This is a genomic window from Anaerobutyricum soehngenii (genome assembly GCF_009697165.1).
Classification (GTDB): domain Bacteria; phylum Bacillota; class Clostridia; order Lachnospirales; family Lachnospiraceae; genus Anaerobutyricum; species Anaerobutyricum soehngenii.
Map to the genome: position 1 here is coordinate 29,928 of NZ_VULP01000001.1, position 18,502 is coordinate 48,429.

The 18,502-nt window shown below is 38.0% G+C and carries 12 protein-coding genes; 11 read left to right on the forward strand and 1 reads right to left on the reverse strand.

From position 1 onward, the window contains the following. Positions 1-60 precede the first annotated feature (60 nt). From FYJ25_RS00095 to FYJ25_RS00145, 11 genes are all read left to right on the forward strand, one after another. Entirely contained in the window at positions 61-1,203 is a 1,143-nt protein-coding gene (locus FYJ25_RS00095; protein WP_005344894.1) for a mannitol-1-phosphate 5-dehydrogenase, read from the forward strand. 484 nt (positions 1,204-1,687) lie between these two features. Beyond that, entirely contained in the window at positions 1,688-3,529 is a 1,842-nt protein-coding gene (gene glmS / locus FYJ25_RS00100) for a glutamine--fructose-6-phosphate transaminase (isomerizing) (protein ID WP_154580207.1), read from the forward strand. Positions 3,530-4,509: 980 nt separating this feature from the next. Continuing rightward, the gene (locus tag FYJ25_RS00105) at positions 4,510-6,327 is read left to right on the forward strand and encodes a diol dehydratase reactivase subunit alpha (protein WP_154580208.1); all 1,818 of its coding nucleotides are present in this window, start codon (positions 4,510-4,512) and stop codon (positions 6,325-6,327) included. Positions 6,328-6,620: 293 nt separating this feature from the next. Next, positions 6,621-8,822 carry a fibronectin type III domain-containing protein gene (locus FYJ25_RS00110; protein WP_243145649.1) on the forward strand — a complete coding sequence of 734 codons (2,202 nt, stop codon included), beginning with the start codon at positions 6,621-6,623 and terminating at the stop codon, positions 8,820-8,822. Between the two features lie 197 nt (positions 8,823-9,019). Beyond that, a complete protein-coding gene (locus tag FYJ25_RS00115; RefSeq protein ID WP_154580210.1) occupies positions 9,020-9,889 on the forward strand; it encodes a DegV family protein in 870 nt (289 codons plus the stop codon). Positions 9,890-9,930: 41 nt separating this feature from the next. After that, complete coding sequence (locus tag FYJ25_RS00120) at positions 9,931-10,584, forward strand: SGNH/GDSL hydrolase family protein (RefSeq protein ID WP_147607722.1); 654 nt, start codon at positions 9,931-9,933, stop codon at positions 10,582-10,584. A 406-nt stretch (positions 10,585-10,990) separates the two neighbouring features. Continuing rightward, entirely contained in the window at positions 10,991-12,031 is a 1,041-nt protein-coding gene (locus FYJ25_RS00125; protein WP_021907006.1) for a branched-chain amino acid aminotransferase, read from the forward strand. Between the two features lie 275 nt (positions 12,032-12,306). Then, on the forward strand, positions 12,307-14,211 hold the full coding sequence (gene glgB / locus FYJ25_RS00130; RefSeq protein WP_154580211.1) for a 1,4-alpha-glucan branching protein GlgB: 1,905 nt from the start codon (positions 12,307-12,309) through the stop codon (positions 14,209-14,211). A 272-nt stretch (positions 14,212-14,483) separates the two neighbouring features. After that, positions 14,484-15,422 carry a glycosyltransferase family 2 protein gene (locus FYJ25_RS00135; protein ID WP_096239114.1) on the forward strand — a complete coding sequence of 313 codons (939 nt, stop codon included), beginning with the start codon at positions 14,484-14,486 and terminating at the stop codon, positions 15,420-15,422. 377 nt (positions 15,423-15,799) lie between these two features. Further along, the gene (locus tag FYJ25_RS00140; protein ID WP_154580212.1) at positions 15,800-16,108 is read left to right on the forward strand and encodes a type II toxin-antitoxin system RelB/DinJ family antitoxin; all 309 of its coding nucleotides are present in this window, start codon (positions 15,800-15,802) and stop codon (positions 16,106-16,108) included. Then, positions 16,105-16,443, forward strand: a complete 339-nt coding sequence (locus FYJ25_RS00145; protein WP_154580213.1) for a type II toxin-antitoxin system RelE/ParE family toxin — start codon at positions 16,105-16,107, stop codon at positions 16,441-16,443. The genes FYJ25_RS00140 and FYJ25_RS00145 overlap by 4 nt, the downstream gene beginning before the upstream one ends. Positions 16,444-16,707: 264 nt before the next feature. On the opposite strand, the gene FYJ25_RS00150 is transcribed toward FYJ25_RS00145, so the two are convergent. Then, complete coding sequence (locus tag FYJ25_RS00150) at positions 16,708-18,102, reverse strand: alanine/glycine:cation symporter family protein (RefSeq protein ID WP_154580214.1); 1,395 nt, start codon at positions 18,100-18,102, stop codon at positions 16,708-16,710. Positions 18,103-18,502 lie beyond the last annotated feature (400 nt).

An 18,502-nucleotide genomic window follows, 5' to 3' on the forward strand; every position in this document is an offset into this window, starting at 1 on the left:
TATTGAAATAACATCGGGAACAGTCCCGAGGTTTAGATTTAAGAAAGAAGGAGTCAGATTATGAAAAAGGCAGTTCAGTTTGGAGCAGGTAATATCGGTCGTGGTTTTATTGGAGCTTTACTTAGTCAGTCCGGTTATCATGTAGTATTTGCAGACGTTGTAGACAAGATTATCGACAAAATTAATGAGGATAAAACATACACAGTTCATGTAATGGACGTAGAATGTGAAGATCAGAAAATCGAAAACATCAGTGGTGTAAATTCTACAAAGCCAGAAGCAGTAGATGAAATCGCAAGTGCTGACCTTGTAACAACAGCTGTTGGTCTTGTTATTTTACCTCGTATCGCTCCTACAATCGCAGCAGCTATCGAAAAACGTATGGCAGACGGAAACAAAGAGCCGATGAACATCATCGCATGTGAAAATGCAATCCGTGGAACATCTCAGTTAAAGAAAGCTGTTTACGAAAACTTAAGCGAGGAAGGAAAAGCATTTGCAGATGAGTATGTCGGATTCCCAGACTGTGCAGTTGACAGAATTGTACCTCCTGTAAAGAGCGAAAACTTCATTGATGTAGTAGTAGAAGAATACTACGAATGGGATGTAGAGCGCGCAAGCTTCAAGGGCGAGATTCCAGAAATCAAAGGAATGACTCTTGTAGATGACTTAATGGCATACATCGAGCGTAAATTATTCACATTAAATACAGGACACTGCATCACTTCTTATCTTGGAAAGCTTCGTGGATTCCCAACAATTGATGCAGCAATCGCTGATGAAGAAATCTATGACATCGTATCTAAAGCAATGAAAGAGAGTGGTGACGGACTCATCAAGAAACATGGTTTCGACCCTGAAAAACATGCAGCATACATCAAAAAGATTATCGGACGTTTCAAAAACCCATACTTACAGGACGATGTAAGCCGTGTAGGTCGTGAGCCACTTCGTAAATTAAGCCCAACAGACCGCCTGATCAGCCCATTAACAACAGCAGCAGGATATGGACTTCCAGTAGACCACTTACTTGTTGGTGTTGGTGCAGCTTTACACTATGATAATCCAGAAGACAAACAGAGCGTTGAACTTCAGGCAAAAATCAAAGAGCAGGGCGTTCGTGAAGCAGCAAAAGAAATCACTCAGCTTACAGATGAAAAGCTGTTAGATGCGATTGTTGCTGAATATGAGAAATTAGCTTAGTTTTTATACAATATAACACAACCGTGGGACACACGGGAATATAATTATTAATTCATATTGGGCAAAATAAGAATTTTGAAAAATATTCATTTATCTCGATTTATTTAAACGGGTAGAAGTTATATAGTTGTTGTGAGTCTGTAATATGTTAAGTAATTTGGAATAAAAATAAGCAGAGGGAATAAGTTTTAATATTAGAAAAGTAACTATTCAGAGAAAAGCAGTATTTATCAAAAAGGGATTACGGGCAAACTGCAAGTACTCTGAATAGCTGCATATATAATAATTGTAGAAATCCGACAGAACAAAGAAGAAAATAAATTAAAACCGGATACTAACCTAATAAAAATAACAAACTGTTTCCGAAAAAATCAGGAAAGTGAATTGGCGCGTAAAATCTTGCCTTTTCCCGATAACCATGCTACACTTAAGGATGAAAAATTTAAATTGTTTCAATCATTTTAACTTTTAAAGGAGATTATATATGTGTGGAATTGTTGGATACACCGGTAGAGAGGCGGCAGCGCCAATTGTACTGAATGGTTTATCAAAACTGGAGTACAGGGGATATGATTCAGCCGGAGTAGCTGTTTTCAATGAAGTTGAGAATGACATAGACATTGTAAAGACAAAGGGACGTCTTAAGAATCTGTTAGAGAAAACAGACAGCGGAAAAGCGATGCCAGGTGGATGTGGTATTGGTCATACCCGTTGGGCAACACATGGCGCACCTTCTGAGAAGAACGCGCATCCTCATTGTAGTGATGACAAGATGGTTGTTATGGTTCATAACGGAATCATTGAGAACTATCAGGAATTAAAAGACCATCTCACACAGAAAGGTTATACTTTCTATTCTGAGACAGATACAGAAGTAGCAGTGAAGCTTATCGCTTATTACTATGAGAAGACAGATCATAACCCATTAGAAAGTATGTCAAGAGCATTACTTCGTGTTCGTGGTTCTTTCGCACTGGGTATTATGTTCAAAGATCGTCCAGGTGTTGTTTACGCAGCACGAAAAGACAGTCCATTAATCGTTGGACAGAATGAAGGTGGAGCATTTATCGCATCCGACGTTCCTGCTATCCTTTCTTACACAAGAAATGTATACTATCTTGATAACATGGAGATGGCAGAACTTCACGAAGACAGCATCCGTTTCTTTAACATGAACGGTGACGAGATTGAAAAAGAAATGGTTAACATTAAGTGGGATGCAGAAGCAGCGGAAAAAGGCGGTTTCGAGCATTTCATGATGAAAGAGATTCATGAGCAGCCAAAGGCACTCAAAGATACAATCAATACATATGTAAAAGACGGTAAGATTGATTTAAGTTCTGTCGGTATTTCACCAGAAGAATTTGCACAGTATCATAGAATTTGTATCGTAGCCTGCGGTTCTGCTTATCATGTTGGTATCGCAGCCAAATATGTGATGGAAGACCTCACAGGATTAATGGTAGACGTAGATTTCGCCTCTGAATTCCGTTACCGTAATCCAAAGCTTTCCAAAGATACATTAGTTGTCATTATTTCACAGTCAGGAGAGACAGCAGATAGCCTTGCAGCACTGCGTCTTACAAAAGAAATGGGAGTAAAAACATTAGCAATCGTTAATGTAGTTGGTTCCAGTATTGCAAGAGAAGCAGATCACGTTATGTATACTTTAGCTGGACCAGAGATCGCTGTTGCTACTACGAAGGCATATAGTACACAGTTAATTTGTATGTATATCCTCTCCATGTACGCTGCACAGGTAAGAGGCGAGATCGAAGAATCTACCTTAGGCAATATGCTCAAAGAAATCGTGCTCCTTCCAGAAAAGGTTGCAAGTATCTTAGCAGATAAAGAACGAATTCAGTGGTTCGCCAATAAATTCGCATCCGCACACGATGTATTCTTTATCGGTCGTGGACTTGATTACGCAATCTGCCAGGAAGGAAGCCTGAAGATGAAAGAAGTCAGCTATGTACATTCCGAAGCTTACGCAGCAGGTGAGTTAAAACACGGAACCATCAGCCTGATTGAAGATGGAACACTTGTAATCGGTGTTCTTACTCAGAGCCACCTTTGCGAGAAGACACTGAGTAACATGCAGGAAGTAAAGAGCCGTGGCGCATACCTCATGGGTGTTGCAGAGAATGGAAGTTACTACCTTGAAGACATGGTAGACTTTGTTGTATATGTGCCTAAGACAGATCCACATTTCACAACAACTCTCGCGATCATCCCACTTCAGTTAATGGGATACTATGTAAGCGTAGCAAGAGGACTTGATGTAGATAAGCCAAGAAACCTTGCAAAGAGTGTTACAGTAGAATAGTTATAAAATATTAATTTGTAGATTTCGTATAGACGAAAAAAGAAAAAATACCATATCCCATCTGCTCTGTAGTCGCTGTGTTTAAAATGCTCGTTCGCATCTTAAACACGCTCCGAAGCCGCATCTGGGATATGGTATTTTTTCTTTTTTCTGATTATACTAAATCCACAGTTGGTGGAAATTAGTATTTTAATTTGGGATGGGAATAAAGAGCTTGTCCAACCCAAATTACTAATTTGTTATTTGTTCTTAAACTGTCAGCCGCTAAAACAAATTTTTATGCTGAATTGTAAGAAGACTATGATAAAGAAAAAAGAATTGTGATAAGTATTGCATTTTGTGACTTTGCGCTGTGGAATTTTGACTCTGAAAACTTCGGACTCGTTTTTCTGAAGTTTTCGTTTTTTGAGGCAAAATGAAGCGTTTAGCGCAACGGAATAAAATCTAACTTATCACAATTCTTTTTTCTTTAGAAGATTTTCATTTCAAATAAAAACCATAGACTTCTGGGCAATCCCCTTATTCTTCCTCAAACAAAAATACTAATTTCCTTCTGGAGCCAAAAAGCAGAAAAACAGAAATTTAATATAGAAAAAAATGTGATGTCGGAGCCAGTAAAAATGCCGGTCAGGCATTTTCTACGCCGCGACTATCTTCACATTTTTTTCTATATTAAATTTCTGCTTTTCGTCTCTTTAGTCCCTCAAATTAGTATTTTAGATTTCTTATAAATGGCAAGAAAAGAAAGGATTAAGCAAAATATTACCAATAGAAATGCCGAATATCATAAATTGTTGTAAATTTTACATAATAATATCAAGAAATTCGTAATGGTTGTATTTGACCCGTTTTTTTGCCAGTGATATAATTTATACATAATATTGTGTAATTTTACAAATGCACAATGGCTGATTACAAAAACCGCCTGATAAATATATCCGGCAAGCCAGATGATTTGGGTGGAAGAAAGGATGGGAGATATGAAGTATGTAGCGGGTGTAGATATAGGTAATGCTACCACTGAGGTCGCTCTTGCAAAGATTGATGGGACAGATTTAACATTTCTGGCGAGTGGTATCGGACCTACAACCGGAATCAAAGGAACTTTGCAGAATATCAGCGGAGTTTTCATGTCTTTAAAGAATGCTCTTGAAAAGGTAGGCATGGATTACAGTGATCTGGCAGAGATTCGTATTAATGAAGCTGCTCCTGTTATTGGAGATGTAGCGATGGAGACGATTTCTGAAACAGTTATTACAGAGTCAACAGTAATCGGACATAATCCAAGTACTCCGGGAGGTACAGGAATCGGAGTTGGTACTTCTGTTCTTGTAACAGAGCTTTCTAAGATAAAAGAGGCGAAGGATGTTATTGTGATTGTTCCTGATAAAGTAGGTTTTGCGCAGGCAGCAACACTGATGAATCAGGCAAAAGAGAATATAAATATTACAGGTGCGATCGTACAGGCAGATGACGGAGTATTACTTAATAACCGTCTTGATAAGAAGATTCCTATTATTGATGAAGTTGCCATGATTGAAAAAGTTCCGCTGGGAATGACTTGTGCAATTGAAGTGGCACAGCAGGGAAGTATATTATCTACATTGTCTAATCCATATGGAATTGCAACAGTATTTCATTTGAATTCAGAGGAGACAAAGAGAGTTGTTCCGATTGCACGTTCTTTGATCGGAGCACGTTCCGGTGTAGTAATTAAGACACCAACGGGTGATGTAAAGGAAAGAAGTATTGAGGCAGGAACCATTAATATTATCGGTCTTAAGAAGGAAGTCGATGTGGATGTTGACGAGGGTGCCGATAAAATTATGGAAGCGATATCTGTTATTCAGGATATTGATGATATTCAGGGTGAGACAGGAACGAACGTCGGCAATATGCTGAATAATGTTCGTCGTGTTATGGCAGGTCTTACGAATAGAGAGCCAAAAGATATTAAGATTCAGGATTTACTGGCTGTAGATACATTTAATCCACAGAAAGTTGTTGGAGGTATTGCAGACGAGTTTGCATTAGAGAATGCCGTAGGAATTGCAGCGATGGTTAAGTCTGACAGACTCCAGATGGAGATGATCGCGAATGTACTTACTGAAAAGTTAAAAGTTCCTGTATATGTTGGTGGTGTTGAAGCAGACATGGCAATTAAGGGAGCATTAACTACTCCTGGTACAAGTGTTCCACTGGCAATTGTTGATATGGGTGCTGGTTCTACAGATGCATCGATTATCAACAGAGAAGGTAAGGTAAAACTGGTTCATCTGGCCGGTGCTGGAAACATGGTTTCTTTGTTGATTCAGTCTGAACTTGGTCTGGATACGATCGAACTTGCAGAAGATGTAAAGAAGTACACTCTTGCCAAAGTAGAAAGTCTTTTCCATATTCGTCATGAGAATGGAACGGTTCAGTTCTTTGATAAACCATTAGATCCATCTATTTTTGCAAAGGTTGTCCTTGTAAAAGAGAATGACGAGCTCGTGCCATTAGACGGTGTGGAATCTTTGGAAAAAGTAAAACAGGTTCGTATGGATGCCAAGAAGAAAGTATTTGTAAGAAATGCGATTCGTTCTTTGGCAAAGGTAAGTCCTACAGGCAATCCAAGAGATATTCAGTTCGTAGTAATGGTTGGCGGATCTGCACTGGATTTTGAGATTCCAAACTTTGTAACAGATGCGTTGGCGGATTATGATATTGTAGCTGGACGCGGTAATATTCGTGGTTGTGAAGGACCTCGTAATGCCGTTGCTACAGGTCTTGCTATGGCATGTGTAACAGAAGAATAATTTTATCTCAGTCGAGAAGACTCCCACCTCTTTCAGGTGATGAGTGACTGCTCGACTTGAATTAATAACAATAGACGAACTTATAAAACAGGCTAGTATATAAATGCTTTGTAGTTGCATTTTTATACTAGCCTGTTTTGTAAGTTCTTTTTTGATGCAGTGAAAACAAAAACAAGTGACTCTCAGTAACTATTTTTTTTTATTTATATTTAATACAATGAAAGTAGAAATAAAAAGTAGAAATAAAAAGTAGAAATAATAAGGTGTTTTAATCTAAAGGAGGTTTGATGTTTATGAAAAAAATGAGGAAAGTCCTGTGGAAGAAAGGTTTCCTTTCTTTTGTTCTCGCTGTTTCCTTTCTGGCTGGTGCTATCGCACCAGGAGGCTATGCACGAACGGCGGCACCGGCTGCTATTCCTGCCACTTTATCCTTAAAAGAAGCAACCGGTGTATGCAGTGGAAGTGCGACAGCATTTAATGTAAACAGCACTTCTTTTGAGTCAAGTAAATTAAAGTTCTACAGAGAAATGCTTGATGGTGTTCATGAAAAAAATAATGCATCAACAAAAGAGAATGCGCCGAAGGCAACGGCAGCGGAGGATTGGTTTTCTGTTGCATATATGCTTCATCAAAAACGGAGAACACAGTCGTCAACCAGTAATTACAACTCTCGAATGGAAGCAATGCGGTATGTTACAATTGCAGAATACAATAATACCAATAAGATATCCAATAATGAGTATAAAAATGGTTATAACTGGTACATTCATCGCAGTGGTCTAAATTACAGCAGTTCTTTAAGCGGTGCCAATACAGATATACGTAAAAAGCTGTATGACTATTATCTGGCACAACATACTAGTAGCAGTAATAAAAAAGGCTGGAATTCAGGCTCTCAAAGTGCCACGAATAGTTTTTCTGCTCTTACAGATACTACAAACCGCGATGTCTTCTGGTCTGTTTTAAGTTTAAATCGAACAGATGGTGACAAGAGAAGAAACGGTCATGGAAGTGCTCTGATTGCTGTTTTTTATGATTTTAAGATTAGTCCTGTGCTTCAGGAAGATAAAGGAACAACTTATATCAGGCAGAGAAATGATGGCAGTGATCGTAAAGACTCTTTTGTTTCAAGTATTACAAATAATTCACCGCAGAATGTTAATGCAGAATATACCGGCAGTACTGAAAATACGGTTTCACATACCAGTAATATTAATGGAAGTTCTTCCTATACAATGGGACATTCTGTAACAGTCGGCACAAATGTTAATTTTGGAGCATTCGCAAGTGGTTCGATTGATTATACATTTGATTATTCTAATACAGTGGAAAAAGGATGGTCAAAGGAAGAGTCCGTAAGCAAAACAGAGCGGAAAGAAGATAAATCGTCAATTTCTCTTCCGGCATACAGTGCGATTATGATGAAGAGGACAACTTCTGACAGTGAAGAAGTTACAACGTATAATTGCCCGGTACTCCTTACTTATAAAGTTATGTTATTAGAACATATATTAAATGCCAGTAATGATGAAGCTGATGCAGATACAGCAACATTAGGTGTTTTTGGAAGTGACAGTATCAGTGCGCGAGAAGATTTAAAAGTATACCTTACCGATAATATAAATATTAAAGATACTAACCGTAATATTACGTGGAGTGAACTGCAATCAAATTCTGATACTAAAAATGCATTTCAGTATGCAAAATCCAATACGGCATTGTATATTCCAATGTCTTCTGCAGGAGCTACATACAGTGTAAATTTAAAGACAATCAACGTTACATATGATGGACTGATTTCAACGCAGCCATTGTCAAAAATTGAAACGACAGCATCGGATTTGAATCTTTTGACTGGTAATTCTCTTACCATATCCAATATTAGAGTCAAAGGAATTAATAAAGCAGGTACGGATTATATTGGATTTAATCAGGACAAGGGACACTGGATCATAACTTCTGCAGATGGAAAAGAAGATGTTTCCGGGAACATAGCGAGTTTGAGCCAAAGCCGTTCTGGAAAAGTAACATTGAATGCACATAATCCGGGAACAGTCTACCTGGAATATGTGATTGATGAGAATTGTTATGCGACAGCATCTGCGCCGACGGCATATATGACAAATCGACAACTTGCTTCTACAGCAATTCTTAAAGTTACGATAGCAGCGAAAAAAACAGCAGTTCCGACACCGGAAGCAACAAAACTCGGCTCTGTAAAAGCAGCAAAAAGATCGATTGCTTTGACATGGAAGAAAATAACTTCCAAAGTGCAGAAAAAGAGAATCAAAGGTTATCAGATTCAGTATAGTACAAAGAGAAGCTTTAAAAAAGCAAAAACAAAAAATGTGAATGGATACAAAAAAACTCGTGTTACATTAAAAAAATTAAAAGTAAAGAAGAAATATTATATACGTGTCCGCACAATTTTAAAGGTAAATGGTAAGACATATTATTCTAAATGGTCAAAGATAAAATCTGTGAAAACAAAGTAATGTGCAACTGTGCAATTGCCAATTATAAACTTTCCCATCCCTTTAAATCCCCATCGTTCTAATTTTGTTGGAAAGGTGGGGATAGCATCAAGTTGACAGGATTCCGAAGCTTGTTTATAATAAATTCGTTAAGAATAATTTGTTGAGAGTAATTGAAAAATAATACTATTTATTTTGGAAGGGATTGAAAAGTTTTTATGGGAAAGATACAGATCATTACGGATTCTGCAAGTGATATCTCAAAGGAAGCAGAACAGAAATATAATTTAGATGTGATCTCCTATTCTGTTGTGATAGGAGATCAGACATATACAAGTCGTGTAGATTTTGATAATGAAGGATGTTATAAGCTGATGGAGGAGAATGATGGAATTCCAATGACTTCTCAGATTACAGCCTTTCAGTTTATGGATTTATATTATGAGTATTATCAGAAGGGATGCACAGAACTTGTATTAATTTTGATTAATGGAAAAGGATCAGCCACATACAATAACTCATTGATGGCAGTGGATATGCTGATTGAAGAACATCCGGAATGTGAAGGTAAGATGCATATTTACAGCCATGATGGTGGAAGTTATAGCGCCGGATATGGTGAACTTGCAGTTATGGCAGGAAAGATGGCACAGGAAGGAAGCTCTGTCGAAGAAATTAATGCGTATCTTGAGGAAAAGATTGTTCACAGACGCATTTATTTTGGAATTTATAATCTGAAATATGCAGGAAAGTCCGGACGTATTCCGAGTGCAGCGGCATTTATCGGAGATAAGATTGGAATTAAGCCGATTATGAAGATTTGGGATCATGAGATCACAACTGCCGGAAAGTGTCGGGGAGAGAAGAAAGTTGTATCTAAAATCTGCGATATGGCAATTGCAGACATGGAACCGGGTTCTGCATATCAGATCGAATACGGGGATGATGATAAGATTAAGGAAGAGATGGCGCAGAAGATGACAGAGAAGCTTGGCTACGGTCCAAGTAGCTATTATCAGATTGGAGCAGAAATAGCAGCGAATGCAGGACCTCGTGTTGTTGGTATTGCATTTGATGCAAAGGAGTAAGATTTTACTGGCAGGCAGAGTTCGTCGAGAGGTTACATTTTATGGAAAAGGTATTACAAAAAGAAAGGAAGCTGAGAATATCTATTCTCGGAGATTCGATCAGTACATTCGCTGGCTATACACCAAAAGACAGTGTTTTCTATGATTCTTATGTGCAGTGGGAGACAGGAGTTAAAACAGTAGAAGATACATGGTGGATGCAGGTGATTCGTGCATTTGATGCAGAGCTTGGCATTAATAATTCGGTGGCAGGCAGTATGGTATCAGGTAATTTATCTACATCTGCTATGGCAGAAGAAAGAATTCAGGCTTTAGGAGAGAATGGATTACCGGACCTCATTCTTGTGAGTGCAGGTTGTAATGACTGGGGATTTTGCGTATTGCCGGAAGAATTTGAATCGGCATACCAGACAATGCTTTGCAGATTGAAGAACACATATCCATATGCACAGATATGGTGCTGCACCCTTCCGGAGGGAAAAGAGCCGGAAGGAGAAGTGTTCTTTAATATCGATGGAACGATATCAAAGAGAATTTATTCTGATATTATACGAGACTGTGTACAGAAGGCAGAAGTGCATCTGGCAGATTTAGAAAAGTATCAGGAAGAATACGAAACTGTAGATGGAGTACATCCAAATAAAGAAGGAATGAAAATGCTCGCCGGATTATGGATGAAAGAATTGGCACTTTAATTTATCTCAGTCGAGAAGACTCCCATCTCTTTCAGGTGGTGAGTGACAGCTGCTCGACTTGAATGGAAGAGGAGAGCCTGCTGATTTTAAATGCAATAAACGAGAATTGATTTGAAGGTATAATGAATCATTCTTTCTTTTTTATTCGTTTTGTTTCTCTGTCATTATATGAAAAGAGCTAGAAAGATATGGATGAATAAATAAGAAGAATACATTTTTTTGTGCAAAATCATGAAATGATGGGAATATCATAAATTTTTTAGATTTATTTCTGTGATTTCATAGAAAATTGAAAAATGATGTGTTATAATAGCTTCAAAATTTATAAGAACATGAAATGAAGTTTTTTATAATATTTATTTCATATTTAGATTTATTTCATATTTTAAGAAGGGAAGTTTTCGCGATGGAAAAGAAAGATATTAACTGGGGCGAGCTGGGCTTTAGCTATCAGCAGACAGAGAAAAGATTTGTAGCTAATTTTAAGGATGGTGCATGGGATGAAGGTGCCCTTACAGAAGATGCTACAATTACTCTGAACGAGTGTGCCGGTGTATTTCAGTATGCACAGACATGTTTTGAAGGTTTAAAGGCATATACAACAGAGAGCGGAGATATCGTTTGCTTTCGTCCTGACTTAAACGCAGCCCGTATGGCAGATTCCTGTAGAAGACTGGAGATGCCGGTATTCCCTGAAGAAAAATTTGTTGAAGCTGTTGTAGAAACAGTAAAAGCGAATGCAGCATATGTAGCACCTTACGGTTCAGGAGCTACTTTATATATTCGTCCATATATGTTTGGTTCTAATCCGGTTATTGGTGTAAAACCAGCGGATGAGTATCAGTTCCGTATTTTTGTTACTCCAGTAGGACCATACTTTAAAGGTGGAGCAAAGCCTATTACAATCAGAGTTTCAGATTTTGATCGTGCAGCTCCTCATGGAACAGGACATATCAAAGCAGGACTGAATTATGCGATGAGTTTACATGCAATCGTAGACGCACATAATCAGGGATATGATGAGAATATGTATCTTGATCCAGCCACAAGAACAAAGGTTGAGGAGACTGGTGGAGCGAACTTTATTTTCATTACAAAGGACGGTAAGCTTGTAACACCGAAGTCAGACAGTATTCTTCCATCTATTACCCGTCGTTCTCTGATGTATATCGCAGAACATTATCTTGGAATGGAAGTAGAACACAGAGAAGTTCTGTTTGATGAGGTAAAAGATTTTGCAGAGTGTGGTCTTTGCGGAACAGCAGCAGTAATTTCTCCAGTTGGAAAGATTGTTGATCATGGAAAAGAAATCTGTTTCCCAAGCGGAATGGATGATATGGGACCTGTAATCAAGAAGTTATATGATACGCTTACAGGAATCCAGATGGGACATATTGAAGCACCAGAAGGATGGATCAAGACAATCTGTAAACATGGCGAATGTTAATATTCTAAAATAAATAAAATGGTTCTATAGTTATATATAAGAGACATATTTATACAGGAGAAAGAGATGAGAAGACATTTCTTTCTCCTGTTTTTTGCTTTACAGGAAAGAAATTCCTGGGAAATGTGTCGAGGCACATTCGTTATCCTTTTTTTCAAATAATTAGAATTATGGAAATCCTATTTGCAAAATGCATAAGTAATTGCTGAAAAAACTACTATTTTATGATATAATGAACAAGAAAATTGTGAATTTTGAAACGGGAGGAGTCTGTTATGTCAGATACCAGATTTATTACAGAATTTGACCAGTACTTATTTGGTCAGGGGACACATTATGATTTATATAATAAACTTGGAGCACATCCTATGACAGTTGATGGTGAAGAGGGAGTATATTTTGCTGTATGGGCACCGAATGCGGAAGCAGTTTCCCTGGTTGGTAATTTTAATGAATGGGATGAGAATGCTACACCGATGGAACGTTTAGAGCCATTGGGAATTTATGAAATCTTTCTTCCTGAAATGAAGATTGGAGATATTTATAAATATTGTGTTACAACAAAGGCGGGCTATACGATACTAAAGGCAGACCCTTATGGATTTCAGGCAGAACTCCGTCCGAATAATGCATCTGTTATTGCTGATATTTCCGATTTTAAATGGCAGGATAGCCGGTGGATGAAGAAGAGAGAGAAGTTCGATGATAAGAAAGATCCTATGTTTGTATACGAAGTACATCCGGGTTCCTGGAAAAAGCATGAACAAACAGAAGAAGATGTAGATGGATTTTATAATTATAGAGAGATGGCTCATGAGCTGGCAAAATACGTGAAAGATATGGGATATACTCATGTAGAGTTAATGGGTATTGCCGAGCATCCATTTGATGGTTCCTGGGGATATCAGGTGACGAATTACTTTGCGCCAACTTCACGACATGGTTCACCGGAAGATTTTCAGTATTTCATCAATTATCTTCACCAACAGAATATTGGTGTTATTCTTGACTGGGTACCGGCACATTTCCCAAGAGATGCTTTCGGCTTAGCTGAATTTGATGGAACCTGTCTTTATGAATATGCTGACCCAAGAAAGGGTGAACATCCAGACTGGGGAACGAAAGTATTTGATTATGGGAAGACAGAAGTCCGGAATTTCCTCATTTGTAATGCCCTGTTTTGGTTGGAAAAGTATCATGTAGACGGACTTCGTGTAGATGCAGTTGCCTCTATGCTTTATCTAGACTATGGACGAGAAGATGGTCAGTGGGTTCCTAATATTTATGGTGGAAATGAAAATCTTGAAGCAATCGAATTCTTTAAACATCTGAATACGATCGTAAAGAAGAGAAATCCTGGAATTGTTATGATTGCAGAAGAATCTACCGCATGGCCAAAAGTAACGGATAAGGCAGAGTATGGAGGCTTGGATTTCAGCCTTAAGTGGAATATGGGTTGGATGCATGACTTCTTAGAGTATATGAAACTTGATCCATATTTTAGAAAATATAATCATACTAAGATGAATTTTGCCATGGTCTATGCATATTCAGAGAACTATATGCTTGTTCTTTCTCATGATGAAGTTGTTCATTTAAAGTGTTCTATGATAGAAAAAATGCCAGGAAGCTACGAAGAGAAATTTAAAAATCTTATGGCGGGCTATGCATTCATGACAGGACATCCAGGTAAGAAACTTCTTTTCATGGGACAGGACTTCGGACAGCATCGGGAATGGAGTGAAGAGAGGGAACTTGATTGGTTCCTTTTAGAGAAAGAGCCGAATCATCAGCTTCAGTTATTTGTAAAAGAATTACTTCACCTATATAAAAGTAATAAATGTCTTTATGAATATGATTGCTGGCCGGAAGGCTTCGAATGGATCAATGCGGATGATGGTGACAGAAGTATTTTCTCCTTTGTAAGACATTCTGCAAGTGGGAAGAATAACATGCTTTTTGTTATTAACTTTACACCGGTAGAACGTCCGGATTACCGGGTAGGAACAACGTGCCGCAGAAAACATACTCTTGTACTGAACAGTGATGATAAGAAGTTCGGCGGAAAAGGAAAGAGACGACCGAAAGAATATAAGCCAGTGAAAAAAGAATGCGATGGAAGAAAGTATTCTATCCAATATAAGCTGCCAGCATATGGAGTAGCGGTATTTAAATTCTAATTTATCAATTTCTGAGTTTGCCGGGGTATTCTTGAATAATTTGCTGAAAAATACTCTTAAGAATTATTGACCAGAATTGACTATGATACATTAATAAAGTATAATCAGAATTACGGGAGTAGCGTTAGTTGCAAAGTAATTCGTGACATCATATAAGCATATCATGATATAGGGTCCCAAAGTCACACGCCTTATCGTGCTTGCACGAAATGGCGTGTGACTTTGGGACCCACGAAACATGAGGAAGAAGAAAAAGAGGACAATAGGATATTATGGATAAAATAGCAGTTCTTATACCTTGTTATAATGAGAGCAAAACAATTGAAAAAGTAATTAAGGATTTTAAAGCAGTATTACCGGATGCAACAATTTACGTGTATGATAATAATTCTACAGATGGTACAGATGAGATCGCACGTCAGAATGGGGCTGTGGTACGTTATGAGTATCAACAGGGCAAAGGAAATGTAATTCGTCGTATGTTCCGGGATATTGATGCGGAATGTTATATTATGACAGATGGAGATGATACATATCCAGCAGTGAATGCACCAGAGATGGTAGACAAGGTCTTAAACCGAAATGTAGATATGGTAGTTGGTGATAGATTATCCTCAACTTATTTTCAGGAGAATAAACGACCATTTCATAACTTTGGTAATTCATTAGTAAGAAGCTCCATTAATCATCTGTTCCACACAGATATTAAAGATATCATGACCGGATATCGTGCCTTCAGTTATGAATTTGTAAAGACATTCCCTGTAATCTCAAGAGGATTTGAAATTGAAACGGAAATGAGTATTCATGCCGCAGATAAGAATATGTTTGTAGAGAATGTAATTGTTGATTACAAAGACAGACCAGAAGGAAGCGAGAGCAAGTTAAATACTTATTCAGATGGAATAAAAGTACTTCGAACAATTGCACGATTATTCCGCACCTATCAGCCAATGAAATATTTCGGGTTGATTTCAGCGGTATTAGCAGTATTGGGTGGTGGATTTTCAGTACCAGTTTTTAAAGAATATTTTGCAACAGGTTTAGTAAAACGTTTCCCTACCCTGATCGTATGTTGTTTTGTTATTCTTACAGCAATTCTATCCCTGTTTTCTGGAGCAATTTTAAAAACAATTACTTGGAAGAATAGACAGGATTTTGAGATGATACGTCATTATGCAAGAAACCGCAAAAAAGAATTAGAAGAATAAATCTGATTTGTAGATTGATTTGTAGATTTAATATAGACGAAAAAAGAAAAAATACCATATCCCATCTGCTCTGTAGTCGCTGTATTTAAGATGCTCATCCGCATCTTAAACACGCTCCCAAGCCGCATCTGGAATATGGTATTTTTTCTTTTTTCTGATTACTTCAAATCCACAGTTGGTGAGAATGGGGATTTTTCCGAAGTTTTCGTTTTTTGAGGTAAAATGAAGCGTTTGGCGCCCCCTGCTAATCAGGATTTTAATAAATACCTTATCTGCATCTGCCGTCTGTCAGTGTATGAAATTATGAAAATAGATTGCGAATTGCTTGCAACTTGCAATCAAACAAGATATAATGAAAAAAAGAGGAGGCGATATCTATGGCAAGAACAGCAAATGTATTTGCACGTGTCGAACCTGAAGTAAAAGAACAGGCAGAACAGGTGCTTAATCGACTGGGAATTCCAATGTCCAATGCAGTAGGGATGTTTCTGAGACAGATTGTACTCCAGAGAGGAATTCCTTTTGAGATGAAACTTCCAGCTTATGAAGAGCCTGTTGTATATGGTTCTTTGACAAAGGAACAATTCAATGCAGAAATAGAGAAAGGCATGGAAGATATTAAGGCTGGCAGAGTATATTCGGCAGATGAAATTGAAGCAGAAATGAAACAGGAATTTGGTATATGAAATATAAAGTGATGTATACAGCAGGGGCAAAGAAAGATCTGCAAAATATTTTCAGATATATTTCAGAGGAATTGTTGGCTCCGGAGAATGCTGTAGGACAGACAAATCGGATTATGACCGCTGTTCGAAAGCTGGATACCATGCCGAGCAGAAATCGGTTTTATGAAGAAGAACCGTGGCACAGTAGAGGACTTCGATTTTTTCCAGTGGATAATTATTTGGTATTTTACAAAACAGATGATAAAACTGAAATAGTATATGTAGTGCGAATTATGTATGGTGGACGTGATGTTCATAAACAGTTAAGTCAAACAGAAGATGTTTCAGTAAATTAAAACAAAGTATGGAACTAAAATACGAGCAGTCAGTCTTTTAGAATTCAATTCCTCGGAAAGTCATAACCTTCTGGAGAGTCCCCTTCCGTTTCTCTAAATTAAGATATTGATTTCATTTGAAGCTAAGAAACAGAAAAGTAGAAATTTTATATAGAAGAAAATGTGATGTCGGAGCAAATAAAAATGCCGGTCAGGCATTTTCTATGCCGTGACTATCTTTACATTTTCTTCTATATAAAATTTCTACTTTTCGTTTGTTTAGCTTTACAAATCAGAATCTTTGTTAAAGTATTCTTTTGTTAATTTCACTACAGTTCCCGATAACAGGAATACAGCAATTAAGTTTGGAATGGACATAAGTCCGTTAAATGTTTCTGCGATACTCCATAATAATCCAAGGTCTACCGTTGCACCGATGATCGCAACGAGAGAGTAGACAATCATAAATGGGCGGATCGTTTTTGTTCCAAAAAGAAATTCGATACAGCGGGAGCCGTAAAGTCCCCAGCCAATCGTGGTGGAGAATGCAAAGCAGCAAAGTGCAATGGCTGTGAAGATGGATACCCATCCACCGTAAGTTGAGGTAAATCCCTGAATAGTCAGTTCTGCGCCAGCGGCTGAGCCGTAAGGAATGTTGATTCCGCTACATAAAATGATTAATGCGGTCAGTGTACAGATAACAATCGTATCAGTAAATACTTCAAAAATACCAAACAGACCCTGTTTTACAGGATGAGTGATATCGGCTGTTGCATGAGCGATAGATCCGGTACCAAGACCTGCTTCATTAGAGAAGATACCACGAGATACACCCTTTTTCATACTGATAAATAATGATCCAACCATTCCGCCGCTAAATGCTGCCGGATGGAAAGCTCCTTCAAAAATGGACCGAAATACTGCCGGTACATGCTGAATGTTTAAAAGAACAACGCCAAGTCCAAGGATGAGGTAAAGCAATGCCATAAATGGAACTAAAGTTTCTGTTACCTTTCCGATTCGGCGGATACCGCCGATAAGAATCAGTCCAACGCCGATGGCGATAATGATGCCAATTACAAGATTGATTGTAGAAAGGCTTTTTGATGAAGCAAGGTTAAAGTTGAGCATCAGGGAATCAATCGCAGTGACGATCGTGTTGACCTGTGTTGCATTTCCTGTTCCAAATACAGTGAGGACACCGAAGAGGGAAAAGAGAAAAGCCAGCCAGTGCCAGTGTTTGGAAAGACCATTTTTAATGTAATACATCGGTCCTCCTACCCAGTCACCCTGAGAATTCTTTTCACGAAAATGAACGGCAAGTGTTACTTCAGAATATTTGGTGCACATTCCAAGAAGGGCTGATATCCACATCCAGAAAACAGCGCCGGGTCCTCCTATCGTAATCGCACCGGCTACTCCGGCAATATTACCGGTTCCTACTGTTCCGGCAAGTGCGGTACAAACAGCCTGGAACGGGGTGATCGATCCATCTGCGGCTTCAGACTTATCAAAAATTCGTCCCAGTGTATTTTTGATAGAATAAGGAAACTTTCGAATCTGAATGAATCTTGTTCGGAAACTGAGGAAAAGGCCGACACCAATGATGCAGATCATGGCAGGGATTCCCCAGATAAAGTTGTTAACAACATTGTTAACGGCTTCTATTGTTTTTAGCATTAGTACAGTCCCCCTTTAATTTACTAAAGCAAAATTATACCATTATTTTGTTAATTAACGCAAGAGTTTTGCCCTTGTTTTTTTCTTAAAATTGTTTTATACTGTAAAAAGTTCAATATAAGACCAGGGGAGCTTGTGATTTTAAGAAGCTGAGAGTAAGGTAAACCTTAGACCCTTGTACCTGTTTGGATAATGCCAGCGTGGAAGAAGTTGTAAAAGAGCTTTTAATAACAAAATGTATCAGGATGTTTTTTGGAGAACTTTTAATATAAATTTTTTATAAAGTTTTTTATTTTATAAGATTATTTTATAAGAGATTTTTGGAATTTTATAAGAGAAAGTTTTAAGAATACCTGAGGATCATACAAAAGCAGCGTCAGCATTTATTGCCGGCGCTTTT

Coding starts and splice junctions, on each gene's coding strand:
- FYJ25_RS00095 (WP_005344894.1), top strand. CDS start 61: ATGAAAAAGGCAGTTCAGTTTGGAGCAGGTAATATCGGTCGTGGTTTT.
- glmS (WP_154580207.1), top strand. CDS start 1,688: ATGTGTGGAATTGTTGGATACACCGGTAGAGAGGCGGCAGCGCCAATT.
- FYJ25_RS00105 (WP_154580208.1), top strand. CDS start 4,510: ATGAAGTATGTAGCGGGTGTAGATATAGGTAATGCTACCACTGAGGTC.
- FYJ25_RS00110 (WP_243145649.1), top strand. CDS start 6,621: ATGAAAAAAATGAGGAAAGTCCTGTGGAAGAAAGGTTTCCTTTCTTTT.
- FYJ25_RS00115 (WP_154580210.1), top strand. CDS start 9,020: ATGGGAAAGATACAGATCATTACGGATTCTGCAAGTGATATCTCAAAG.
- FYJ25_RS00120 (WP_147607722.1), top strand. CDS start 9,931: ATGGAAAAGGTATTACAAAAAGAAAGGAAGCTGAGAATATCTATTCTC.
- FYJ25_RS00125 (WP_021907006.1), top strand. CDS start 10,991: ATGGAAAAGAAAGATATTAACTGGGGCGAGCTGGGCTTTAGCTATCAG.
- glgB (WP_154580211.1), top strand. CDS start 12,307: ATGTCAGATACCAGATTTATTACAGAATTTGACCAGTACTTATTTGGT.
- FYJ25_RS00135 (WP_096239114.1), top strand. CDS start 14,484: ATGGATAAAATAGCAGTTCTTATACCTTGTTATAATGAGAGCAAAACA.
- FYJ25_RS00140 (WP_154580212.1), top strand. CDS start 15,800: ATGGCAAGAACAGCAAATGTATTTGCACGTGTCGAACCTGAAGTAAAA.
- FYJ25_RS00145 (WP_154580213.1), top strand. CDS start 16,105: ATGAAATATAAAGTGATGTATACAGCAGGGGCAAAGAAAGATCTGCAA.
- FYJ25_RS00150 (WP_154580214.1), bottom strand. CDS start 18,102: ATGCTAAAAACAATAGAAGCCGTTAACAATGTTGTTAACAACTTTATC.